At 44.6% G+C, this 24,267-nt stretch carries 23 protein-coding genes; 16 read left to right on the top strand and 7 right to left on the bottom strand.

Features of this window, described 5'->3' with window-relative positions; translation table 11 throughout:
* Positions 1–15: 15 nt before the first annotated feature.
* Positions 16–141, top strand: a complete 126-nt coding sequence (locus tag ACETMN_RS04455; RefSeq protein ID WP_258171884.1) for a hypothetical protein — start codon at positions 16–18, stop codon at positions 139–141.
* A 124-nt stretch (positions 142–265) separates the two neighbouring features.
* Positions 266–1,609 (top strand): MFS transporter, encoded by a 1,344-nt coding sequence (locus ACETMN_RS04460; protein WP_091019648.1) that lies wholly within the window; start codon positions 266–268, stop codon positions 1,607–1,609.
* Positions 1,610–1,809: 200 nt separating this feature from the next.
* Here ACETMN_RS04460 and ACETMN_RS04465 read toward each other — a convergent pair whose 3' ends face one another.
* Positions 1,810–4,050, bottom strand: a complete 2,241-nt coding sequence (locus ACETMN_RS04465; RefSeq protein ID WP_179198642.1) for an S-layer homology domain-containing protein — start codon at positions 4,048–4,050, stop codon at positions 1,810–1,812.
* Positions 4,051–4,290: 240 nt separating this feature from the next.
* Positions 4,291–4,857, bottom strand: a complete 567-nt coding sequence (locus ACETMN_RS04470) for a hypothetical protein (RefSeq protein WP_143786572.1) — start codon at positions 4,855–4,857, stop codon at positions 4,291–4,293.
* A 341-nt stretch (positions 4,858–5,198) separates the two neighbouring features.
* Between ACETMN_RS04470 and ACETMN_RS04475 the strand changes: the two genes are divergently transcribed.
* The 3 genes from ACETMN_RS04475 to ACETMN_RS04485 are packed head-to-tail and all read left to right on the top strand — an operon-like array spanning position 5,199 to position 6,587.
* Positions 5,199–5,675, top strand: coding sequence for a GyrI-like domain-containing protein (locus tag ACETMN_RS04475; RefSeq protein WP_091019642.1), 477 nt, complete (start codon positions 5,199–5,201; stop codon positions 5,673–5,675).
* Between the two features lie 25 nt (positions 5,676–5,700).
* Complete coding sequence (locus ACETMN_RS04480) at positions 5,701–6,150, top strand: hypothetical protein (protein WP_411735830.1); 450 nt, start codon at positions 5,701–5,703, stop codon at positions 6,148–6,150.
* Positions 6,147–6,587 (top strand): hypothetical protein, encoded by a 441-nt coding sequence (locus ACETMN_RS04485; RefSeq protein ID WP_091019639.1) that lies wholly within the window; start codon positions 6,147–6,149, stop codon positions 6,585–6,587. The genes ACETMN_RS04480 and ACETMN_RS04485 overlap by 4 nt, the downstream gene beginning before the upstream one ends.
* 100 nt (positions 6,588–6,687) lie before the next feature.
* On the opposite strand, the gene ACETMN_RS04490 is transcribed toward ACETMN_RS04485, so the two are convergent.
* Positions 6,688–7,092: a CBS domain-containing protein gene (locus ACETMN_RS04490; protein WP_074093601.1), complete on the bottom strand. Its 405-nt coding sequence runs from the start codon at positions 7,090–7,092 to the stop codon at positions 6,688–6,690.
* Positions 7,093–7,269: 177 nt separating this feature from the next.
* Here ACETMN_RS04490 and ACETMN_RS04495 point away from each other — a divergent pair, with 177 nt between their 5' ends.
* From ACETMN_RS04495 to ACETMN_RS04505, 3 genes are all read left to right on the top strand, one after another.
* Complete coding sequence (locus tag ACETMN_RS04495; RefSeq protein ID WP_091019637.1) at positions 7,270–9,360, top strand: penicillin-binding transpeptidase domain-containing protein; 2,091 nt, start codon at positions 7,270–7,272, stop codon at positions 9,358–9,360.
* Between the two features lie 329 nt (positions 9,361–9,689).
* Positions 9,690–10,271: a TetR/AcrR family transcriptional regulator gene (locus ACETMN_RS04500; RefSeq protein WP_091019635.1), complete on the top strand. Its 582-nt coding sequence runs from the start codon at positions 9,690–9,692 to the stop codon at positions 10,269–10,271.
* A gap of 24 nt (positions 10,272–10,295) precedes the next feature.
* Positions 10,296–10,922, top strand: a complete 627-nt coding sequence (locus ACETMN_RS04505) for an HXXEE domain-containing protein (protein WP_091019633.1) — start codon at positions 10,296–10,298, stop codon at positions 10,920–10,922.
* 71 nt (positions 10,923–10,993) lie between these two features.
* Here the strand turns inward: ACETMN_RS04505 and ACETMN_RS04510 are convergent, their stop codons facing one another.
* The gene (locus ACETMN_RS04510; RefSeq protein ID WP_091019631.1) at positions 10,994–11,764 is read right to left on the bottom strand and encodes a class I SAM-dependent methyltransferase; all 771 of its coding nucleotides are present in this window, start codon (positions 11,762–11,764) and stop codon (positions 10,994–10,996) included.
* Positions 11,765–12,040: 276 nt separating this feature from the next.
* On the opposite strand from ACETMN_RS04510, the gene ACETMN_RS04515 reads away from it, so the two are divergent.
* The 5 genes from ACETMN_RS04515 to ACETMN_RS04535 all read left to right on the top strand — a co-directional run bounded on the left by ACETMN_RS04515 (position 12,041) and on the right by ACETMN_RS04535 (position 17,302).
* Positions 12,041–12,457, top strand: coding sequence for a VOC family protein (locus ACETMN_RS04515; RefSeq protein ID WP_047840603.1), 417 nt, complete (start codon positions 12,041–12,043; stop codon positions 12,455–12,457).
* A 580-nt stretch (positions 12,458–13,037) separates the two neighbouring features.
* On the top strand, positions 13,038–14,159 hold the full coding sequence (locus ACETMN_RS04520) for an FxLYD domain-containing protein (protein WP_143786571.1): 1,122 nt from the start codon (positions 13,038–13,040) through the stop codon (positions 14,157–14,159).
* A gap of 14 nt (positions 14,160–14,173) precedes the next feature.
* Complete coding sequence (locus tag ACETMN_RS04525) at positions 14,174–15,322, top strand: S1C family serine protease (RefSeq protein WP_091019628.1); 1,149 nt, start codon at positions 14,174–14,176, stop codon at positions 15,320–15,322.
* 127 nt (positions 15,323–15,449) lie between these two features.
* The gene (locus ACETMN_RS04530) at positions 15,450–16,049 is read left to right on the top strand and encodes a TetR/AcrR family transcriptional regulator (RefSeq protein ID WP_091019814.1); all 600 of its coding nucleotides are present in this window, start codon (positions 15,450–15,452) and stop codon (positions 16,047–16,049) included.
* A 32-nt stretch (positions 16,050–16,081) separates the two neighbouring features.
* Positions 16,082–17,302: an MFS transporter gene (locus ACETMN_RS04535; RefSeq protein ID WP_091019627.1), complete on the top strand. Its 1,221-nt coding sequence runs from the start codon at positions 16,082–16,084 to the stop codon at positions 17,300–17,302.
* A gap of 99 nt (positions 17,303–17,401) precedes the next feature.
* Here the strand turns inward: ACETMN_RS04535 and ACETMN_RS04540 are convergent, their stop codons facing one another.
* The 3 genes from ACETMN_RS04540 to licT form a co-directional block, all read right to left on the bottom strand.
* On the bottom strand, positions 17,402–18,811 hold the full coding sequence (locus ACETMN_RS04540) for a glycoside hydrolase family 1 protein (protein WP_091019625.1): 1,410 nt from the start codon (positions 18,809–18,811) through the stop codon (positions 17,402–17,404).
* A 42-nt stretch (positions 18,812–18,853) separates the two neighbouring features.
* Positions 18,854–20,752: a beta-glucoside-specific PTS transporter subunit IIABC gene (locus ACETMN_RS04545; RefSeq protein ID WP_091019623.1), complete on the bottom strand. Its 1,899-nt coding sequence runs from the start codon at positions 20,750–20,752 to the stop codon at positions 18,854–18,856.
* Positions 20,753–20,936: 184 nt separating this feature from the next.
* Positions 20,937–21,797 (bottom strand): BglG family transcription antiterminator LicT, encoded by an 861-nt coding sequence (gene licT, locus ACETMN_RS04550; protein WP_091019621.1) that lies wholly within the window; start codon positions 21,795–21,797, stop codon positions 20,937–20,939.
* A gap of 312 nt (positions 21,798–22,109) precedes the next feature.
* On the opposite strand from licT, the gene ACETMN_RS04555 reads away from it, so the two are divergent.
* The 3 genes from ACETMN_RS04555 (at position 22,110) to ACETMN_RS04565 (ending at position 24,127) form a co-directional block, all read left to right on the top strand.
* A complete protein-coding gene (locus ACETMN_RS04555) occupies positions 22,110–22,277 on the top strand; it encodes a DUF3934 family protein (protein WP_074093608.1) in 168 nt (55 codons plus the stop codon).
* A 160-nt stretch (positions 22,278–22,437) separates the two neighbouring features.
* A complete protein-coding gene (locus ACETMN_RS04560) occupies positions 22,438–22,869 on the top strand; it encodes a MarR family winged helix-turn-helix transcriptional regulator (protein WP_179198640.1) in 432 nt (143 codons plus the stop codon).
* 82 nt (positions 22,870–22,951) lie between these two features.
* Positions 22,952–24,127: a YhgE/Pip domain-containing protein gene (locus tag ACETMN_RS04565; protein WP_091019617.1), complete on the top strand. Its 1,176-nt coding sequence runs from the start codon at positions 22,952–22,954 to the stop codon at positions 24,125–24,127.
* Positions 24,128–24,267 lie beyond the last annotated feature (140 nt).

Here is a 24,267-nt window from a genome sequence, read left to right on the forward strand (position 1 = left end):
ATGACTTTTGAAACGATGGAAAAGATCATGCCTCCATTGAACATCTCCAATCACAATCTGCGAAAAGGAATCGACATTCTGAAGGAAAGCATTACTTCTGTTTTGACGTTGCAAGAGGTGAAGGTTGTACAAAAGATTTAACTTTCGAACAGAATAACAGATTGAACCAAGCGAAGCAGGAATGACTTCGCTTGTCTTCATTCTTCATAGCTGCATGAAAGAGATGTTGAGTGAGATACAGGTTCGACGTAGGCGGAGGTGGACCATGGAGATTTTCAAAAACAAGAACTTCAGTTTGATGTTTTTTGGCAGAATCTTAACCAACATTGGAGATAGCTTATATGCGGTATCCGCCATGTGGCTGGTCTACAATCTGGGAGGCTCCTCATTTTATACTGGACTCGCGGGATTTTTGTCCATTTTGCCGAAGCTTATTCAACTGTTGTCCGGACCGATGATAGATCGGATCCCGATTCGAGGGATTCTGGTATACAGTCAATTAATTCAGGCCTTATTGTTATTAATTGTGCCTATTGCAGCGTACTATGATTTTCTGAGCGTCGGCTTGGTATTGGTGATCACCCCTATTTTGAATATATGTAATACCTGGGTGTACCCTGTTCAGATGTCAGCTCTACCAAGGGTATTGGAGAAACACCAACTCACGCAGGGCAATTCCCTGTTCTCCATCGCTTATCAGGGGATTGATGTGGCTTGTAATGCTATCTCCGGGATGCTCATTGTTGCGCTAGGTGCGGTGTCTTTGTATTTTTGGAATGCCATCGGTTTCTTCATAGGTGCTTTATTATTCTCTCAATTGCGGATTGCTCCTTATATCATGGAATCGAAAATGAAGAAGGAACAGGGTACATATGATGAGACTACTGAACAGGCGAGTGGAAGTACACCGTCAGGAATGCGTTTGTTTTTAAGGAATTACACCGATGATATGGTGAGTGGAATCAGGCTGCTTACACAGACGGCATTGGCCAAGTTACTCTTTGGCATTATGGTAATTAATGCTGCAGGAGGAGCGACATTTAGTGTACTTCCCCTATATAGTGATCAGATCGGCGGAGCCAACATCTACGGGTTGATGCTGATGGCACAGGCGCTTGGCAGCGTCATAGGTGCAACATGTGCACCGTATCTCAGACTGGAAAATGTACGTTTGGGTCGATTGTATTCTGTGGCATACATCATATCAGGAATTGCCTGGATTGGGTGCATATTTACCCCGTGGAGCTGGCTGAGCATTCTGGTATATGGACTGGCCTGGGTTCCTGGCGGAGCCGTTAACGTCATCATTAATACCGTTGTTCAGAAGGGGGTACCGCAGCAATATTTGGGTTTGGTGTTCTCCGCGACGATGGCGTTAAGCGGCATAGCCATGCCAATCGGCAGTCTGATCGGTGGTACGTTGGGAGTCTGGCTACACAGTTCTACAGTCATCACTTTATCTGGAATTACCGTTGTTCTGGTAGGGGTATACTGGATGCTTGATCGCGTATCCCGCAACCTGCCCAAGACGGAGCAACTGGATGAAGGACATTTCAATTTCACACCACGGGGCGGCACGGCTCGCTCGAATACCGAAATGGGGGCTTAACGCTGACATAGCATAATGAGCCCGTCGTTTATCTCTAAATTTCATGTGTGAAAAAATAAAAAAATGGCACCTCCAGAAAGGCCATGAGGATAACGACTGGTTATCCCGTGCCTGTTCCATGAGGTGCCCTATTCAGGTTCATTCATGTTAAACCATGTTAAACGCCACCTGAGCAATGGAATATTGCAGGTTAATTGTTGTTACTCTGTATAATCACTTATCGCAGTTCGCCCCGCCTCTACACTAATCCAGTAGGCATAATCTTCGCGCACGTCCACATAGAGGTTAAGTTCCTTCGCATCAAGGTTACTTACCGTTAGTTTGAAATTGCCATAGGCATCTGTTGTAACCTGCTGCGTCTGGATGTGCTCTACAACAGGCGAAGGACCATGGATTTTAATTGGCATCGTCTGGTTGGCATACGTCGGGAACGTACCTTGAAGGACTAGTGTGTGATCGGCGGAATATACTGCTTTCATGGTCTGATCCGGTAGTCCGCCATTCTTTTCATTCTCGGTAGCTTCAGTGGCATTCTTCGGTCTGCTCCATAGTTCGAAGCCGTTTTCCTTCAGGTTCTGGAGAAAAACAACGGCCTCTGCCCGGGTCAAGGATTCTTGTCCCGCATAACCTTGCACCGTAGCTGCGGTTTTGCCTGAAGAGTATCCCATGTTCAGCAGATACCGGATGGCATCGTCATCCTGGGTATAATTTTTACCGCCAAGCCCCGCCACGATTACGGCTACTTCTGTTCGGTTCAAGGCATGATTGCGCAGCTTCGGATTCTGTTTGCTGGCATCCAGTTTCAGATTCAACGCGGAAGCATAGGTATAATAACGATCACTCCAGATGTTTCCTTTGACAGCTTGTCCCTCTACAGCATCGATGCTCTGAATGACATGGGAATTCGCATACAGCTTGAACAACATGGAGAGGAATTCGGCTTCACTTACCTGATTATTGGGTTTGAACGTGTCATCCTCGTATCCACTGACCATCTCCTGTTGAACGGCCCATTGAATGGCATCTTTTGCCCAATGTGTGCGGATATCAGTTAATTGGGGAATTCCCGTTACCGTAACAGAGACAACTGCTTCTTTCCCTTCAAAACGAATCCGAATTTCGGCTTTACCAGCCTGAAGTCCAATGATTTTACCATCCTTGATGGCGATGCGATCTGACGTCGTGGTGAAGGAGACGTTAGATTGTGGAACATAGGATGTTCCGTTATCATTCACGGCAGTGATCGAAGGCAGATCAATCTGTTCTCCAGTTCGAACGTTCAGGTTTGGTTGTCCTGGTGTTATACGAGTAAGAGTTGTATCTTGTACACCGTCCACATGGAAGAAACGCGTGGAGTATGAGATTTCCGCCGCTGTACCGTTCTTCTTTTGCAGACCTGTAATTTGAATGTTGAACGTATCGCCGTTTTTTAACAATTGCACATCGTCGGGACGGAAGATGATGGCGTAGCCATATCCATATCCACCTGTCTCTACATTGAAATACGCTTGATTAAACCATTGTTTATCCGCAGGGTCCACGTTGTAATAACCGGTTGGAAAGCCGCTGTTCTGATACTTGGCGTTAAAGGTCCACGTACGTTGATCGGAAGTCCGAGTCATCTCGACCTGTACCTCAGACAGTGATGGCTTCGCAAATACATCTGTATTAAGTTGAACAGACCAGGCCTGTGTGCTGCCAAAGGCTTCGATTGGAAAAGCGCCTTGATTCGGGAACAGACTGTAATTGAACGAAGTTCCCCCAGTTCTGCTTTTATCAAATACCTGCATGGCACTATAGTACTGATCATATGTCTTGCCTGATTCACTACGAGTGGCAAGTCCAAAACCGATTCGTTGTAGTTGTGGGCTCAAAATCCAGCGCCGGTGACCCAGTCGATCAATATTGGAGGCATCTGAATCATTCATGTAGGCCTGAATGCTTTTTGTCAGGACGTTATTCTTGACACTGCTGGTAACGTAAAGATTGGAGCTGCTGGCAGACTTTGAACCTGTGTCAAAGAAATCCTTTGGCATATCTCCTGGCTGCTCTGGATAATGGGATAGGTAACCACCTGTGGAGACCACAACAGCCCCATGCTGGGCTTGACGATTCAATGTCGGGTCAAGCACAAGATCGCCCTGTAGCCCCGTGATAAAACGATAAAAATTGGCTGCGTTCAGCCCTTGTTCCAGATAGGCGTCACTTACCACACCAGCAGAGTAGGGAGCACTTGTCGAAGGTGTCTTTGTATATAGGGGAGATGTATCATTGACATTCATCCACTGATTCCACTTCTGGACAATCTCCTGCTGACTGCGCTCAGGTAACAAACTGTCGACCTGTTCCGCATGTGCCGCTTGAGCACCCCATAATAGAAACAGCAGGCCTGCCAAGGGTAGAGCGAACAGCGAATGCATTTTATGTTTCGGATAAACCATGTTTCCAACCCCTCTCAATTCTGGACGTACGAAGAACATATGCATGTTCAGCATTATGGTATATTCATCGACATTACAGTTGGTTTTGCTTAGAGCCAGACATAGTGAGCACAAGGTCGAGTGTGCGGAGGGGAGTGTTTGAATGAGTAGAACCGGTGGTTCATTTGTGGAAAAAAAGAGCACAGGCCAGCCCCACTGATACGGGACAGCCTATGCTCTTTCTACATATGTATTCACTCTTTAGTCGAGACTCAGGTCGAAATCAGGCTCACACATATAATCTAATGGGTACAGATCATCCCGTGCCGAGATTAATGCACGGAAATGAAGATAAAGATTATTGGGCTGTTCCACAATGCCACCAACACGATGAGGTATGAGTTCAGCCACGACGAAGACATCTTGGGCATTGTTACATTTAAAAAGAACATTCTTCGGATGAATGACTTCCTCCAGGTAACTGTATGTCATCACATGAAATGTTTGTCCACGCCAGTTTGTCTTGATTACTTTATAGGAATGTGTGCGAACTAGATCCAGATAACGTTCCAGCTGGAACGTATGTTCAAATTGCGTAATATAGCCTTTTTTATCTACATCAATCGTAAACTCCACATCGTAGCTCACATGCATTTCATCTCTATAAGTTCCGTTCATGACCTTCATGGCGTCAAAGTGTGATCCGAAATTCGGATCTTCCACATAGGGAATGGTAATGAGTTCGGGGTCAACATGATCAGTGATCTTACTGTTCATAGAAGGTGCGCTGTAATACTTTGATGGCTGAAGATCAATTGATCCGATCATGCTTCCAGGAAAACCGGGGCTGCAAGATATTCGCATAGTCATCTCCTTCGTTGTTGGTCAGTAGTTAGACGAACGAGTAAGAAGAAAGTTGCATCAGAATAAGGAAGTGAAGGACGGGAAGAACCCAGTATGTCCATCTCCCAACATCGGGCAGGAACGAGTGGTAAGTAAGTTTTCTTTTCATATGAACAGGGGTACTGGCACTATTTCCAATCTACCTACTCTTTTGATACAGTAACTGTAGGACATATCGGAGGTATATATCATGTAGGGAACAATGTTTTCATGGATGGGTCATGGAGAACTGTGCCCCATATCGCTCTCAGAGAGGAGTCCATCGAATGAATGTGAATGAACATGTGATCGAACAGCAGTCTCTTACCTTTGTGGGCATCAAACGAACGTTCTCTTGTGTGGATGGAGAGAATTTAAGGGAAATCCCAAAGATGTGGCAGGATGCTTTGGCAGACGGCATTGAGGAACGTTTAAACGGGTTAAATAACGGAGCTATTCCCGGTCTGGTGGGCATCTGCGTAGATCAGAGAGAGCTGAAGGACAATCAAATGGAGTATTGGATTGCTACCTCTTACTCAGGTGAAGTGCCTGAAGGTTTGGTGCCTATCCAACTCCCCGCGTCCAATTGGGTTGTATTTGAAGCGGATGAATTAAAGCCGGAGGCGATACAACGGTTGTGGCACCATATTATGACAGCGTGGTTTCCTTCCACTTCATATAAGCATGCAGGGATTCCGGAACTTGAAGTGTACAGAGGTCATGGAGCACCTCCCCAAGTCTGGATACCCGTAAAATCACTGTGAGCAAAATTGAAATAGGAGGTCTACGATGTTATCCCATAAAGTGATTGATCATTGCCAGGAACAAGGTTGGTGGCATGAAGATGTTCCGGCAGCATACGAAGAAGCATTACGGAAGCTTGAGATTGATTTTCAGTCGGATTTTGCACAATTTTATCTACATGCAGAGGATGGACCGACTTTTTATAGCAGGCATCAGGAGTTGTATCAGATCTGTTGGTTTATGGAGAACACCGTATATATGGAAGATGTGAATGTAGCACAGCTCACATTGGGGCTCCCTGAGGCATATATTCCACTAGATAGTTTTGAAGGTGAAGGTGGATTTTTCTACAACCGTCGGACGGGAGAAGTGGTGCTGGTGGAATTGGGGGAGTCCATCGAACGGTTTCTTAATGGCGAGAGCAAACCGCAGTGGGCTGATTTCAATGCTTTTCTGGAGTGGTATTTCATCCTGGAGGAGGAGACGGTGCAATGAAAGAGCTGACACCGGAACATGCCGAACTGGAGCGACAAATTATTGAGACCGTAGAAGCCGGTAATGTACTGGACGAGACGCAGCAGCATGAACAAGCCCTCATCTATTATGATCAGGCATGGGGCATGTTGCCGGAGCCAAAGATGGAATGGGAAATTGCAAGCTGGATCGCGTCCTGCCACGCGAATGCACATATGGATCTGAACCAATATGAACTGGCGAAGCCGTGGGCTGAGATATCGTTACATACGCGGAGTACGGATAACAATACGAGTCCATTGATCGATCTCGGCATGATCTGCATGAGACTTGAACAGCATGACGAGGCATATTCGTATTTGCACCAGGCGTATGAGTTCGGCAAAGAGCGTGCATTCCAGGGCAGCCCGAAGGACGTGTTGAGTTATTATAAGAAAGAGCGTGCCAAGCGTACGTAGCGTGATTCCGACCATACCATGAAACAAAAAGGGTACCCCGGTTTGGCCAAACATGACCATAGGAGTACCCTTTCGATTATTACGGAATGTTCGACTTCATCTAATCCGAAATGTTACGCGTATAGTATTCAATAATATCCTTACGACGGATAATACCGAGGAAGACACGATCGACATCCACCACGGGCACAAAATTTTGGTCAGCTGCAAGTGTCAGCATATCCTCCATTTCAGCCTCAATGAATACACATTCATTATATACCCGATTGTTAATCTCATGGACTTGAACCTGATCCATCGTATCAAAAGTCAATCCGGGTGTATTTCGCATTTTCCATAACAAATCGCCTTCGGACAGGGTAGCAACATATTTTCCATCCTGGTCAATCACGGGAATGGCGGTGTAGTGGTGCGATTCCAATTGCTCAATAGCATCTTTCATGGAAGCGGTAGACTTGATATAGGCCACTTCGGCTTTGGGGAGTAAAAAATAGCTGATTTCCATCATCGGGCTCCTTTTCAGCCTTTTGCATAGCAAAAAAGCTTTAGTATGTAATCTCACTATCCTTATTTAAACATATTATGTGAGCTTTCGGCTATTTTTAATGATAAATTCGTCAGATTTGTTTCATTGTTTAAATGGCGCTGGAAATCTATAGTGTATATTAGAGGTGATGTAACCATGAAATCCAAACGTAAATTAATGTACGGACTGCTGCCCATCTTGTTTGCAGGTGGAATCGGAATGTATCTATACATGCAGAATAACAAAGAAGCAGAAGCCAAGCCCCAGACTACCGTGAATCAGTACATAGAGCATCTGCAAAAAAAAGAGTTTGACCAGCTATATACCTTGATGACGTCTGCTTCGTTGCAAGAGTCCGGCATGGACAAGGAACAATTTGTTGAAAAATACAATGCGATCTATTCGGGCATGGAAGTATCCACCGTCAAGGCGGAGATTAAGCCTGTGGATGTTGCCCAAACGGCTTCCGATGGCAGTAAGACCGATGCAGAGAAACAAAACCCGGATACGTATGAGGTGGATTACAACCTGCAACTGACAACTTTTTTGGGAGAAGTCAGTGAGACGCATACATTGAAACTGGTTCGGCAGGAGCTTGAGGATGGGGGCAAAAACTGGCAAATTAACTGGCAGCCATCGTTGATCCTGAATGACATGGTAAAGGGCAGTAAGGTGCGAGTGAGGACACTGTTCCCGGATCGTGGAGACATTGTAGATCGTGATGGCTTGCCACTGGCTACCAAGGGCACGATGAACGAATGGGGCATTGTACCTGAGAAACTTGGTGATAACCCGGACCAGATGATTACACGAATCGCAAGTCATTATCAGGTTTCGGAAGATGCCATTCAAAAGGCGCTTGCGCAGACATGGGTGAAGCCGGAGTACTTTGTCCCGATTGGTTCAACGGAGGAGTTTGACGTGCCAGAATCTTTAAGCGGGGTTACGATGCAGAGTAAGGAAATCCGTTATTATCCACTCGGTGATGCGGCTGCACACCTGATTGGTTACGTGCGCAAAGCCACCAAAGAAGATCTGGATAAGGATACAGAAGGCTATTATCGCGCAGAGGATTGGATTGGCAAAGCGGGTTTAGAGCAGTCCATGGAGAAACAGCTGCGTGGTGAACGTGGTGGTTTGATTGAAATTACGGATGAAACCGGCAACTCCCGTTCTGAGCTTATTCGTAAGGATGCTGTAGATGGACAGAATGTTCAACTGACGATTAGCTCCAAACAACAGAAGAAATTGTATCAGACATTGTCCAGTGGAGGAGACGCCGGTGCGATGGTTCTGATGAATCCGACGGACGGCAACTTGCTGGCGTTGGTGAGCGCACCTTCCTATAACCCGAACAAGATGGTTACAGGACTTACACAGGCAGAGTGGGATGCTTACTCGGCGAATGAGAAGCTTCCTTTTATCAATAGAGTTACTACACGATATGCACCAGGATCAACCTTCAAAGCGATAACTGCGGCGGCAGGCCTAATGGAGAAGGTAACGACAGCAGACAAAACTCATGAGATTTCCGGTTTGCAGTGGCGTAAGGATGACAGTTGGGGCGGATATTACGTCAAACGGGTGAAGAGCCTGAGCCCTGTCAATATGGTCGATGCCTTGGTGTATTCCGATAATATTTATTTTGCGATGGAAGCCACCGAAATGGGCAGTGCAAAGTTCATCGATGGAATTCAAAAGTTTGGGTTTGGTGACAATTTCGGGTTGGATGAACTGTACCTGAAGCCAAGTCAATATGCGAATGAGGCTCACAAAGACCTTTCCTCCGAGGTGCTACTGGCTGACACATCCTATGGACAGGGTGAAATGTTAATGTCGCCAATTCATCTCGCTGCTGCCTTTACGCCGTTTGTGAATGAAGGAAAGCTGGTGAAGCCTGTTCTGATTGTTGGCAAAGAAACATCTGACCTTGAGGTGATCATTACACCTGATGTGGCAAATTCGGTCAAAGACGCTTTGAGAGAAGTCGTATCTCGCCAAGGCGGTACTGCACACACATTGAGCTCTGTTGCTGGCAGTCTTGCAGGTAAGACCGGCACGGCCGAACTGAAAGCGAAGAAGGGTCAGCAAGGGTTGGAGAATGGCTTCTTCGTCACCTTTGATACTGAATCACCATCTTTTCTGGTGGCAGCGGTGATCGAGGAAGTTAACGGCCGCGGCGGCAGCCATTATGTGGTGGATCGTTTGAAGCCGTTCTTGGAGAAGCTTAAATTGAAGGAACAGTAAACCAACAGTTTACAGTTATTTAAAAGCTGGTTGAAGAATTCATTATACTGAGATGTGATTAACTCAGGACTGATTCTACTTGTGTGAATGGTAGTGTAGCAACTATTATTCACACAGAATCAGGGTATGAGTTTTTTTGTTGTCCAGTAATACCTCTGCGCTGAGTCCGCCATTGACGTCAAAACCAGACTTGCAATAAGAGAAATAATGGATATAATAAGTTTAAACAACATTTTAAATGACGTTTAAATCGTTATTTAAAAATATTTAAATTGACGCTCAAATACATGCTCATCGTTTATTTCAGACAAAAATACGGGGAGGATACTATGGAAACTGACAAAAAAGTGGAAACCAAAGAGAAGATTTTGCGTGCCACACTGGATTTAACCAAGAGAGAAGGTTTTGAAGGTATAACGATAAAAAAAATTGCAGAAGCCTCAAGCACAAATGTTGCATTAGTTAATTATTATTTTGGTTCCAAAGAAAACTTGATCAACGATTCCGTGAAGTTGATATTGAACAGCTTTGAGTATACCTTTGGTATACTTGATGACCATTCATTACCAGCACGAGTTAGATTAAAGCGATTTTTACTGGATTATTTGCACGTTATCCTCGAATATCCAGAGTTGCTCTCCAGAATTATCCTCATGGGTAAGACTGTTTTCGCATCCCAACATGAATATGGGGCCTTTTTAAACTTACTCGGTTTTCCGAAGATTAAGAGTGTTCTAAAAGAAATAACGGACGAACAACAGCCCGAGAAACTGATGACAATGACGGTACAGATTTTTGGAGCGCTTTTTCTCCCGGCACTTATGAGTCCGATTCTTGAATCCGGAGCTTCCGTGAAGATTGCACCTATAGAGGAACAAATTGACTTGCTCTTTGACAGATACTTTCATTAAAAACCTTGAATTGAGGCGATTGGAATGAATGTGCTCAGAAAATACTGGCAGGACTTAGGATTGGTCATTGGACTTCTTGTATGTATTTATGTTGCAGTGGATTGGGAAACGATTCCGCGAATCAACAGTATTTTATGGTTCAGCTTCGTAGCAATCCTCCTTCATCAGTTTGAAGAGTATCGTTGGCCGGGTTACTTTCCAGGCGTATTTAATACGGTCTTATTTAAAAGTGATTCACCAGAGAGATATCCGCTAAATAAACAGTCTGCAATGATAATTAATGTCTTTATTGCTTATCTCTTTTACTTGATCCCTGTTGTGTTCCCATCGGTAGTGTGGCTGGGGCTGGCTCCTGTTTTGATGGGCTTTTTCCAGATTGTTTTCCATGGACTTGTCTTGAACGTAAAAGCAAAAACCATCTATAATCCAGGTCTGTTTACCGCGATATTTCTACATTTGCCAATTGGGATCTGGTATATCCGCTACGTGCATGAGTATCAGTTAATAACCGTAACAGACTGGATCGTGGGTGTGATTTATTTTGCCATCGCAGTCTATATCTTCATCGTAAAAGGAAATACGTGGCTAAAAAATAAAAACTCCATCCATACCTTTTCACCTAAAGAATTAGCTCTCCGGAATAAAAAATAAATGTATAAAAAGGCTATCCCCATTTCATACGAAGGGATAGCCTTGGACATTATTTATTTGTGGACTTCTGCTTATTTCCGGGCAGTTAGCATAAAACGGGCCGAGTTGGTACGAATGCCTTGATCGCATCGATATGTTTCCACAAACTGCTGGAATCGCTCAAGGTCAGAGGCTGTTTCTCCAAAACCGGGAATGATCGGTGCATGGGTGAGCAGAAACAGCAAATCATCAGGTGTGGCGTAATACTCAATCGCATCATATTCACGGGCCTGAATGTCATGAAATCCAGCTTCGTGAAGTTCATGCTTGTAATGTTCCATCAAAGTACCAGGTTGAATGCCGAGGCTTTGTCCACGGCCGAAAACTTCTGAAATGTTGGATTTATCGTGTTCGCTGACCTGCTGAGTTAGAAATATTCCACCCGTATCAAGTACCCTGAATACTTCTGAGGCAGAGAAGTCGGAGTGTCTGGAAGATACCACATTAAAGAAAAAATCAGGAAAATCCAGTTTTTCTGCGTCCATTTGAAGAAAGCGTACATTGGAATGAGTTCCCGCGGAATGAGTCTCCGCAGCCAGGAGATTCTGTTGTGCAGTTTCAATCATTCCTTGAGCGAGATCAATTCCTACCAATAACAAGGCTTCTTCTGCAATGGTCAGAACAGCTTCTCCACCACCTGTTCCAATATCGAGTAACAGATCGGACGATCGTGTATGGCGAACAACTTCCTCATAGAAATTCCATCCGATCTTCTCCGAGACAACGTTCATGGAGCTGAAGTTCCAGCCATTCGTCCGGCCTACGCGTTCATAAAAGTCAGCATAATCTATGTTGTTTTTCATTTTCATTTCCTCCAATGTGAGTTTGTTTGAACAGGATAAGAGAGTTGTGCATATCGTTCTATTGTAAATTGTCGAATGGGATCAAATGGACAGACGTATCCCTTGATAGCTGGTACGCGTTTTGACCCAGCCCGACGACTACTTACTTCGAACAATACGGAGCAACATCCGTGTCACCTCACAAGTTGGAATGTCTCCATTATATTCAATTGACAGCGTATACGCGAGGTGTTATTTTGAGGTGGAATGTATTCTATGAGTTCGAGGTGATCCATGGTGGCTATTCGTGCTAAGCAGATTTTTGTCAATTTACCTGTCCAAGATTTGAAGAAATCCGTTGAATTTTTTACCAAGGTGGGATTTGAGTTTGACGCCAATTTTACGGACGAGTCTGCTACTTGTATGATCATCGGGGAAAATATTTACGCCATGCTTCTGGTGGAGGAACGTTTCCAATCCTTCATCTCGAAAAAAATCTCCAATGCTGCCGATACAACCGAAGTCATCGTTGCCCTGTCTGTAGATAGCCGTGAGCAGGTAGATGTGATTGTACAAGCTGCCCTCGATGCAGGAGGGAAGCCATCCAACGAACCACAGGATCATGGATTCATGTATGGATGGAGTTTTCAGGATCTGGATGATCATCTGTGGGAAGTCTCCTATATGGATCTAAGTGCTTTTCCTTCGGAGTGACAAAATGAAAATTAGTAGAACCTTCCTAATATTAGGAAGGTTTTTTTGCTTCTTTTCTGCATCCATTTATTATCTGAGGTATGCATTCACACATCCCCATGTACATGGACATGAATAGGATAACCCGAGCTTTTTAAAAAGGGACGACAGTCAGCCAAAGCATCGGTTGGACAGGGCGGTAACGCATTTGCGATCAATGCCAACGAACTGGGCAACATCCGGGTGCGCGCAGGACAGCAGGGCTGAACAGGAGAGATACCGCGTGTCGATATCTCCTTCTTCGTTTATGGAAAACACGCACCGAATTTATCCGGATAACATATGGTGTAATTTACCTTTTTGCTATATGATAAGTGTCGATTCATGTTGACGTTTTGTACCGAAAGATGCTATAGCTCATGTACTAGAAAGTTAGAAGGTAAGTATACATACGTTTCTTTTTGATGGAGGGATTAGGATGTATTGTCACATATGTGGGACCAAAAGTAGTCCTGGGGATAGTACGTGCAGAAAGTGTAACACAAAACTGAAAGATGCAAGCTCCACAGAGGAACAGATCTGGGCGGAAACAGCAGTGGGTTTGGAAAAAAGAACAGGAGAAACAGCCGAATTATTATCCCGGCAGCAACAGCCTGCACTCAGACAGGGCAATACCAGTCAAGGCCGCGCATTTAGTTGGATCATTCCACTGTTACTGGCAGCCGTGATGGGGGCTTTACTAACGTTCTACTACAAGCAGGAGATGGGTATTAATGCGGAGGTGAAGTCTCTGCATCAACAGGCGGAACAAGCTGCACTAGAGGGGAAATATAAAGAGGCTCTTCAACTGCTAGACACCGCTCTAGTGAAACGACCAAACTATGATGCACTTATACAGGATCGTCAAATTACGGCGAAAGCGTTCAATCTGATGAATCAGTTGAATGAGGCTGCCACAAGTCTGAAAACAGGAAAACTCTCAGAAGGAGACAAATCCATTCAGACAGTAGCGAAAGTACTGAAAGAGCGAGAAGAGCCTGTTTTCACCAAAGTGCGTGCCACATTAAGTAATAGGAAGGTTACGCTGGCTGTGCTGAAGGTGAAGAAAGAAATCGATAGTTTGACGACAGTAGAGGCACTGGCTGAGAAGCTGGATACGATATCGAATCTGAAGGGTAAGGAAGCCGAAGCAGTAGAGAAGCAAATTGTTGATAAGCTGGCAGGGATTAGCTATAAGCAGGCTGAGCAGCAAGTCAAGACAAAGGATTTTACAGCGGCATTGCAAACGGTCGATCAAGGGCTGTCTTATGCGCCGGAGGATGACAAACTGACAGCGTATCGTGATCGAGTGCTAAGTGAGAAGAAGAATTTCGAAAAAGCGGAAGCCGAACGAATTCAACTTGCCGAACAGCAGGCAGCAGAAGAAGATCTGAAGAATCGAACGTCGGCAGTGAGCATTGTGAATGTCGAAGCAACGCTTGATATGTATGGTGACCTGTATATTAGCGGTTCAATCATTAACAATGCAACTCGGCCGATCTCTTCCGTCACCGTTATGGTAGATATATATGGTACAGACGGCACTTATCTAGGGCAAACCTATGTGGATGTGTATCCAAGCTGGCTTGAAGTGGGTGAAGAAGGATTTTTTGAGACGTATTATTATGGTGTATACCAAGAAGCAGAAGTATCTGTTGTGAATGCAACGTGGTATCTGGAATAGGAGGACAGGTCGGAATGGGCAAACGAATATGGAGCACCATTATATCCAGTGCAATCATTATAGGAGCCGGAGCAGGAGGCGTGTTCTGGATTCACAGTTATACAGCAGATCAGTTGCAGGCTGAACCGAGATTGGCAGTTGTTAATGCGAAAGAAACAGAAAACGCAGCATCCAAACCGTCCTCCAAGACAGCCGTGAAGAAAACACGTAAACAGATTATTGAAGAGAGTCAGAAGAAAGTGGTTACGATCGAGAGTAGCAGCGGGCTAGGCTCCGGTTTTCTCTATAATGATCAGGGAGATGTTGTAACCAATGCTCATGTGGTAGAAGGTTCGGAGGAAGTGACGATACGTACTCTGAATCATGAGGAATACAAAGGAACCGTAATTGGAATCGGGGAAGAAACAGATATTGCTGTTGTTCGAGTACCTGATCTGAAAAAGTTGAAACCGCTGGCTATCGCCAAATCTAAAGCCGAGACTGGAGATGAAATCCTAGCTCTGGGGAGCCCGCTGGGATTAGAGAACACGGTAACTACAGGCATTATCAGCGGTGTTGGACGCAGCTTCGAAATTGCGCCTTACATTTACAGCAATCTGTATCAGATCTCGGCGCCGATTACCCATGGCAACAGTGGTGGACCACTAATCAACGCAGAGACGGGCGAAGTACTTGGTATTAACTCAGCCGTTGTGGAGCAGGAGGGTGGGATCGGGTTCAGTATCCCAATCACTACCGTGCTGAAGCAAGTGCAAGCCTGGTCCAAGAAACCATCCAGCACAACGGCGGTTCAGACGGCTGGTGGTAATGGATCGGGATCGACCTCTGCTTCAGCGAAAGCAGAATGGGCGGTGACCGAGTTTTACAACAGTCTGAATCTAGGTGACTATGTTACAGCTTATGCTATGCTCGGAAGTGAATGGCAGAGTGGCACAAGTTATGCCAAATTTCGTGAGGGTTACCTGAATACCAGTTATGTGACGATTGGAGAGGTCTCCTCTATAGACAAGGGCAATGACGGGATGGAAGTGACTGCAGTGATTACAGCCGATGAACGCAGGGATGGCGAATATGTAACCACGAAGTATAAGGTTACATATCAAGTTGCTTCTGAGAATGGCCAATTGAAAATACTGCATGGTAAAGGTAAGAAAATAACATAAAATAAATCAAAAAAGGAGAGTTGGCTGATGTGCTACTCTCCTTTTTTTGATTGCTTATATTGGGTGCATCTGTTAAAATACAGAACGAATGTTCAGTATGGATGGGACGGAGTGAAATGGAATGAATATGAATAAAAAGCAACTTCAAACCGAGCAGACCAAGAAGAAACTTGCGGATGCTTCCAAAGCCCTTTTTGTACAAAAAGGTTATAAAGCAACATCCATTGAGGATATTGTAGCTGCGACGGGCAGCAGCAAAGGCAATATATATTACCATTTTAAAAGTAAAGAAGGTCTGTTCCTCTATCTAATCGATGAATGGGACCGAGAGTGGGAAGAGAGCTGGGCGGCCAAAGAACATCTCTATCACACCTCCACGGAGAAGATTTATGGTTTGGCGGAGCAATTAGTTCTGGACGATATGAATCACCCCCTGACGAAGGCGGCTGATGAGTTCTTCACAGGGGAAAAGAAAGAAAATGATATTGAGGAGCGGATCTCCTTAATGTTTGAGCGGCATATTCAATTTAATAAACAAATGATAGAGCAAGGCATTGAGAGTGGTGAGTTCAAAGCAGACAATGTAGATAATCTCGCACTGATATTGGAAAGTACCATTATTGGTCTTAGTCAGATGTCACGGGGGATGGAGCCTGATCAGGCTCTTGCGTTATACCGCCAGGCCGCCAGTGTATTCTTACATGGGATTGCAAAGGATAAAGCTTAAGCAACATTTTGACAACTACGGAGGATGGAATCATGGCATTACTTACACGGAACAGGGGCGCACTGCTGCTGTTAATGTTTAATATTTTTCTTGTTTTTACGGGTATTGGTCTGGTTGTGCCGATCATGCCTGCGTATATGGATCTACTGCAAATCACCGGATTCACGGTTGGATTGCTGGTAGCGGCATTCTCCTTCACCCAGTTTCTGTTCTCCCCGCTTGCGGGTCGATGGTCGGATACATGGGGACGTAAAAAAATTATCGTTGGCGGCATGCTGATCTTTGCCGTATCGGAGTTTATGTTTGGTGCGGTCAATGCACCAGTCTTGCTCTTCGCGGCCCGGATGCTTGGTGGTATTGGTGCGGCGATGATCTTCCCGGCGGTTATGGCTTACACCGCAGATATTACAACAGAGGAAGAACGCGGCAAAGGTATGGGATTGATTAATGCAGCCATTACAACCGGATTTATCATCGGACCGGGAATTGGTGGATACATTGCTGACTTTGGCATTCGAATTCCGTTCTACGCCGCAGGGGTTGCCGGGTTGCTGGCATCGATTATCACATTGATTATTTTGCCTGAATCCACGCGAAGCACAGGAGAGCAAACTAAACCTGTAGCTGGCGCAGAGAAGGTCAAAGCTCCGGGTATGGTATCCCAATTGCTCAATTCATATCGTGAACCGTACTTTTTCAGCTTGATTATCGTGTTTGTTATGGCATTTGGTCTGGCGAACTATGAGACGGTATTTTCACTATTTGTGGATCACAAATTTGGCTTCACGACCAAAGACATTGCATTTATCATTACATTTGGTTCCATCGCGGGTGCGGTTGTGCAAGTATCCCTGATCGGTTGGTTGCTCAATCGGTTTGGTGAAAAGATGGTCATTTCAGTCTGTCTGTTATTTGTAGCCGTATTTGTACTGTTGACCTTGTTTGTAAGTACGTACTGGATGATTCTTGTCGTAACGTTTATCGTCTTTCTGGGTATGGATATTTTACGTCCGGCGATCAGTACACAGATGTCTAAACTGGCACAAGAACAACAGGGCTTTGTGGCCGGATTGAACTCGGCGTATACCAGTTTGGGGAATATCGCAGGCCCGATCGTAGCTGGAGCATTGTTCGATGTGAATATTAACTATCCTTACGTTTCGGCAGCTGCCGTTCTGGCGATCTGTTTCCTGTTATCCCTACGGGTACTCAGAGGGGCCAAAGCGGTAAAACAACCGAAGGCTGAAATGTAATTTTATAATTGGAAATGAAGTACATTAACACAAAAAAACAGTCGATCACACCTAACGTGTGGTCGACTGTTTTTTTTATGATATTAAAGGAGTACGGTATTAACGAATTTCTCCATTCGTTTCAATCAGTTTTTGATACCAGTGGAAACTCTGTTTGCGGATACGTCTCAATTCCTTGATATCAAATTCCTCACGATCCACATAGATGAATCCATAACGTTTGCTCGACCCTTGATGTGTGCTGACCAGATCGATCGCAGACCAAGGGCAGAAGCCAAATACATCCACGCCGTCCGTAATTGCCAGTTGAATCTGTTCGATATGTTTATTGAAAAATTCAATACGATATGGATCGTTAACCACGTCGCCTTCCTCCAGTTTATCAAATGCACCCAGACCGTTTTCCGTAACAATCAATGGCAGATGATAACGGGAGTAGATCTGACGCAGGGTAGAGCGGAAGCCCACCGGATCAATTTCCCAACCAAACTCCGTTTTTTGCAGATTGGGATTCACAGATCCTCTATATGCGCCTGGTTCACCCACAATTTCATGCTGGTCTCCTGTATGAGAGAAGTCATTACCATCGTTCAGACTTTCACCAACCGTCTGGGAAGTGTAATAGTTAAACGCAATAAAGTCAGGATTTCCTTGCGCCAGGATGTCCATATCTCCGTCTTCAATGACAGGCGTATATCCTTTCTCTTCGAGATAACTCCAGGCAATATGATTATAACGTCCATATACCGCCATATCGAGATAGAGCCAGTTACGAATGGCAGCATAGTTATCAGCCGCGAGTGTGTCTTCTGGTTTGGAGCTCGCCGGGTAAATTACACCGATATTAGGGGCTGGGCCAATTTTGGCTTCAGGCAGCATTTCATGACATAGCACCATGGCTTTAGCTTGAGCAACCAGCATGTGGTGATTTTGCTGATACAGTGTTTTTTGCGGATCAACAAGTGTTGTATCCAGTGTACCCAGAGAGCCGGGATGCAGGATCAACATATTTTGTTCGTTGATGGTCAGCCAATATTTAACCCGATCTCCGTAGTTCTCATAAAGGGTCTTGGCATATTGTTCAAAAGCATCAATCGTTGCACGGTTGGACCAGCCACCTTTTTCTTCAAGGGCGTAAGGAAGATCGAAGTGATACATCGTCACTATGGGTTCAATACCGTATTTAATTAACTCATTAATGAGAGAATCGTAAAAGGCGAGTCCCTTCGGATTCACTTCACCCGCTCCTTGCGGATAGATGCGTGTCCATGCGATGGAGAAACGGTAGGCTTTGAAGCCCATTTCAGCCAGCAACGCCACATCTTCTTTGTACATGTGATAGTGATCACTGGTTACCTTGAAGTCGGTTACACTTTCCACGTGATTGCCCATGTCGATGACAGAAGGGCCTTTGCCATCTTCATTCCAGGCTCCCTCAATCTGATAGGCAGAGGTTGAACCTCCCCAGAAGAAATCTTTAGGAAATGGTTTCAGTTGAGTATGTTTCATGGTTAGTTCCTCCTAAGTTGAATTCGTATAAGATAAGTTGTGTCAGACAACAAGAGTCAGCAGGACATCATTTTTCTGTACCTGCTCTTGATTCGTTTCGAACACATCCACTTCTTGCTGCGTTAGGGTTACAATGACAGGGGTTACGGTTTCGTATCCGGCTTCTTTGATCTTATCGATGTCAAACTGGATCAACAGATCGCCCTGTCTGACGATATCCCCTTCCTGAACGACAGGAGAGAAGTATTTTCCTTTCAGCGCTACTGTGTTGATGCCAATATGAATCAGAATCTCCGTACCTGCATTGGTTGTTAAACCAATGGCATGTCCAGTCGGGAAGAGGGAAGTGACAACACCGTCTACCGGAGCGACAACTTCACCAATCTCAGGGACAATCGCCAAACCTTTGCCCATAGCACCAGTCGAAAAGGCGGGGTCATTAATAGTACTCAGTGCTACGGCTTTACCTGTAAGTGGGCTATAAATTTGTTCTTTCTTGATCTCCGTTGTTTTGGTCTCAGGTATGACAGGAAGTTCTGCCGGCGTACTTTCAGCCGATGTGCTGGAGATAGATTCATTATTCTCGGAAGCTGTGTCTTTCGTTTTGCTTTCATAACCAAACATCACGGTTAATACCGCTGCTACCGCAAAGGAGCAGGCAATCGCAATTACGTAGACAACTGTTGGTGTATAGACGGGAATGGCAAATATATTATGGAACACATAAGCAGTCATTTTAACACCAAAGTGACCATTAATGGCACCGCCGATCGCACCTGCGATGACTACGATAGGAATTACACGTTTATAACGCAAGATCAGACCGTATACGATTGGTTCAGTTACTCCTGCAAGTAAACCGGTAAGGCTGGTCGAGCCAGCAAGGGTTCGCAGGGTTTTATTCTTTTTGGCTTTCAGGAAAATACCGAAGGCTACACCGATTTGTGCAAATACAGCTGCAGCAGCCATGGCTTCAATCGGATCGCCGCCAACCCCGATATTCTGTATCGTGATTGGAGTGAAGCCCCAGTGGAGTCCAAAGACAACCATGAAGGTCATGAATCCACCCAGTACAATGCCTGACAAAATGCCGCTGACGCCAATGAGCCAAGTTACGCCGGAGGAGATCCAGTCCCCTACCGTGGTGCCGAATGGTCCGAAGGCCATTGCAGACAAAGGAACCATAATCATCAAAGCAATCATCGGTACAAGGAACAATTGCAGGTCTTTCAAAATGATTTTTTTGAGTAACTTATCAAGAACAGCATAGATACTAATCGATATGAAGATTGGGAATACGCTGGCTGAATAATTCATCATGACAACCGGTATACCCAGGAACGATACATCTGAGCCCTTATCCATCAGCCCGGTGAAGCTCGGTTCCATCAGAGCGGCACCAATTACGCCAGCTACATAAGGATTGGCTTTCAGCTTCATACCCAGTGTGATGCCAAGGAAGATGGGCAAGAAATAAAATACAGCGTTGCCGGCAGCGGATAAAATCAAGTATGTGTCACTTGTATCCGACATCCATCCGAGCATGGTCAGGACAGTCAGCAAAGCTTTTAGCATACCTGATCCTGCCATAGCCGGGATTAACGGCGAGAAACTTCCGGATATAATTTCAAAAACTTTGGATAATAGCGAGGTTTTTTCCCCCGTGGACTCAGCCGATGAGGAGGAATCTCCTTCAAAATCCCGGTTTTTCATGATCTCCGCATATACATGAGCCACGTTACTACCGATGACCACCTGGAACTGGCCACCGCTTTCGACAACGGTAATAATACCATCGTGTTTTTCAAGCGTTTCGCGTTCGGCCTTTTTCGAATCTTTCAGGTCAAATCTCAGCCGGGTCGCACAGTGGACAAGACCATTGATATTGGCTTCTCCGCCGACGAGACGAACGATGTCATCTCCCATTTTTTTATGATCCATGTTCATTCTCCTTTGTTGTTAAGATTGCCTGAAAACAAAAAAATACCTAAACGAATGGCTATGATCATCGGAAAGATGACCTGTTGCCAATCATTTAGGTATCGCCTGCTTGAGCAGTAACAATCCTTGTCGTTAAGTTGTGAGACCTACTATATCTGACGCCGTAATCGTTTGCAAGCTTTTTTTATTCCGCGCCCAGCAACTCGTTACGAGAAGTGACACGTTGAATATGGATCGTCAAATACACCTTTTCATCAATGGACATGGCACTTTCAAACCTTTCTTCAAGGTACTGATTGATTAATTGGGTGCATTCAAATGCCTTGCTATATTTGTCCTTCACCTGCTCATACAGAAAGTTGTCTCCTGAAGCAAATTGCTCCTGTTCATTACTCAACATTCTCTGCACAAAATATTGAAGATGGGTAATAAACCGGGAATAATTAAATGAATTTTCATCCAGGGCGATGTGGTGATGGTTGGTCACAATGTTGAAGATATCATCAATAACTTCAGTGATTTCAACGGTTTGTTTCATGCCTTGAGCATCTTGACGAGCGTTTACAAAATGCATTGCAATAAAGCTGGCCTCATGTTCATCCATCTGGATGCCGAATTGTTCCTGGATCAGCTCCACAGCGTTCATGCCAATCCCAAATTCCTTCTTGTAAAACTTCTTGATCTGCCACAAAAGGGAATTCTTCAGCCCGACGGATTTACGGTACCGGGTAATGGCAAACTGAATATGATCGATCAATGATATATAGATATTATCACTAAAAATATCGCCCATTTCCTTTTTGGCATGGCCCACAATTTCGTCTGCTAACTTCAAATATTCAACCGATGTTTCCCCAATCAGATCAATGAGTTTTTGCGGTATTTTATCTGATTTCAGCACAAAGGTTTTTTCGATTTTATCCTCATCCACAGGCTGCCCGTTTTTCTTTTTGAAGCCAAGACCGTTGCCAATGACAACAAATTCGTGACCAACCTGGTTCTCAGCCCGGATGACATTGTTGTTAAAAATCTGACGGATGATCATATATGTGTTTCACCTCAATTGGTCGTAATAATAACAAAAAACCCAAACTAAGGCCTAATAGACAGCCTTGGTTTGGGTATCGCCTGCTTACCAGTAACAATCCCGAAGAAGACGCAGCTTCCTCTTTCAATTATGTCCACTATACCGCTTTCATAACAGAATAACAATACAATGATTTTTGGAAATGGACGTAAAGACGTGGATTTTTGGTATAATAAGAAATGCTGGAAGTGAATTAGATGGGCTGGGTTGCATAATAAGTTACCGAGGACGGTCATTTTTAAGCATATACAGGATTATTGGAGTGATAACATGAGCAATGCAAAAGGAAAAGGCGGCACCGGCCGTGGTACGGGTAAAAAAGGCTGGAACCGTTGGCAAGCCGCTGCAAACCGGGCAAAAAGTGCCCCGAAGCCTTATAAAAGTAAAGGTACAAAGAAGAAGGACGATACCGAAACTTCAAGTGGCAAGCCCGAGTAAGTATGGTTTGACGATGCCAGAGGAGAGAGCTGCCTGACTAACGGGTGGGTCTCTTTTTGCTTGGAAAAAAATTAAATTGACAGTATTGTAAATATGGTAATAATATAGAGCTTACGCAAATTAGATGGTAGTGCTACTATATAGAGAAAGGAGCAACAGCATGCCTGTTAATATGGATGAAAATCCACTTGGACTGATTCTGTCACGGACGTATCTGGCATACAAAAAAACAACAACCAGAAATCTGAGCAAACAGGATATTACTCCGGAACAATTTGCAGTTCTGAATGAATTGAGCAAGGCTGGAAGCCATATATCACAGAAAAAACTGGCTGAATTAACAGTGCGGGACCAGACAACGGTAGGCAAAATTATAGACAAGTTGATTCGCAAAGGTCTGGTGACAAGAGAAGAAGATCCACAGGACCGCAGAGCGGTTTTGCTTTGTTTGACGGCGGAAGGACTGGAAATGAATAACGTTCTTACACCAAAGGCAAAACAGCAAGAGCAAGAGGCACTCGCCGAATGTTCTCCTGAAGAGCTTGAAGCATTCATGAATGTGATGAATCGCATCTATGAAAAGATGAAATAAATTTTTTTGACCAAATATGTGCATGTGCATATATATATGTAGTGCAATTATTTTAATTTTAACTAACGGGAGTCGTGAACGAATGAAAAGCTTCAAAGATTTTCTTAAAGTGCCACAGACAAAAATAGGGTTGGTTTTTGCATTGATTGTTCCGCTGTTATTTGTTGTGATCTGGATGACAGGTTATCATCAAGCCACGGAGAGAGTGGATCAACTTCAAGTTGCTCTCGTGAACGAAGATGGGACACAGGGAACAGAGGTGCAGAAGCAGATTGAAACGCTAGCGCCTTTCCATGTCAATGTTCTGGGATCTGCCGAGGAAGCTGAGCAACAGATGAATGCAGGTAACTATGCGATGATTATTGTTATTCCGGAAGGATTCACTGACCAGATTGAAGGAGGTACAGAGGCGAGCTTGTCCTTTTATATCAATCAGGGAAATGCGGATGTAGCCAAATCCATTGTGGAACATGCCGCGACCGGAATGACCGCACAAATGGGTCAAGGGATTCTGGAATCCAAGGTTCAAGTGACACTCAATAATGACAGTATAAACAGCGATGAACTGAGTGCAGCTATTGGACAAGCGATGGAGAAGATGAATGAAGGGCCTGTGAAGGCTGAAATTAATAAAACGAACAGCGTGAGTGATTTTGCAACATCGATGCTGCCCATGATTCTGGGTTTTATCACCTACATTGCTTCGATGACCATGAACATTCAGTTCAATATTACGTCGAATATCATGAAGCGTACCCATTCCAAATGGGAAATCTTCTGGGGACGGCAATTGCTGTTATTGTGTATAGCTGTGATTGTTCCCCTAATTGTGGATACAGTAGCTCTTCAGTTCACGGATGTTGCGAGCTCCTTCGGCGCTTTGTATCTGTATCATGTGCTGGTGAGTCTGGCTTGTATCTGTTTTACACAAATGAGTTTTGCCCTGTTTGGTAATGCAGGCCCTCTATTTAATGTTGCTATGGTTCCGCTCCAGTTGATGACAGCAGGAAATATCATTCCAGCCGAGATGCTGGCGCCATTCTACCGTTATATAGGAAACTTTCTGCCCGCTTCCAATGGGGTACAGGGATTTATGCGTTTGATCTATAGTGGAGAAGCAGTGGGGGGATACATGGTTCATCTTCTGTTGATCTCGATTATTACGTGGGGAATTACGTTGCTGCGAGTTGGCATGCAAAAAGCAGGTAATGGACAAATGACGATGACGCCTCCAGCATCAGCACAGGCACAACATTAAGAGTTTCCTTCTATATATAATGTAATAACACACAAGAAAGTGGTTCACGTATAGTTTTATGCGTGCATCACTTTCTTTGTGTATCTTCTATAATAGTTCTACTTATACTCGTGGCAACTTACAGTACCCCCAGTAATTTT

The organism is Paenibacillus sp. M2 (genome assembly GCF_046713495.1).
GTDB classification, from domain to species: domain Bacteria; phylum Bacillota; class Bacilli; order Paenibacillales; family Paenibacillaceae; genus Paenibacillus; species Paenibacillus amylolyticus_B.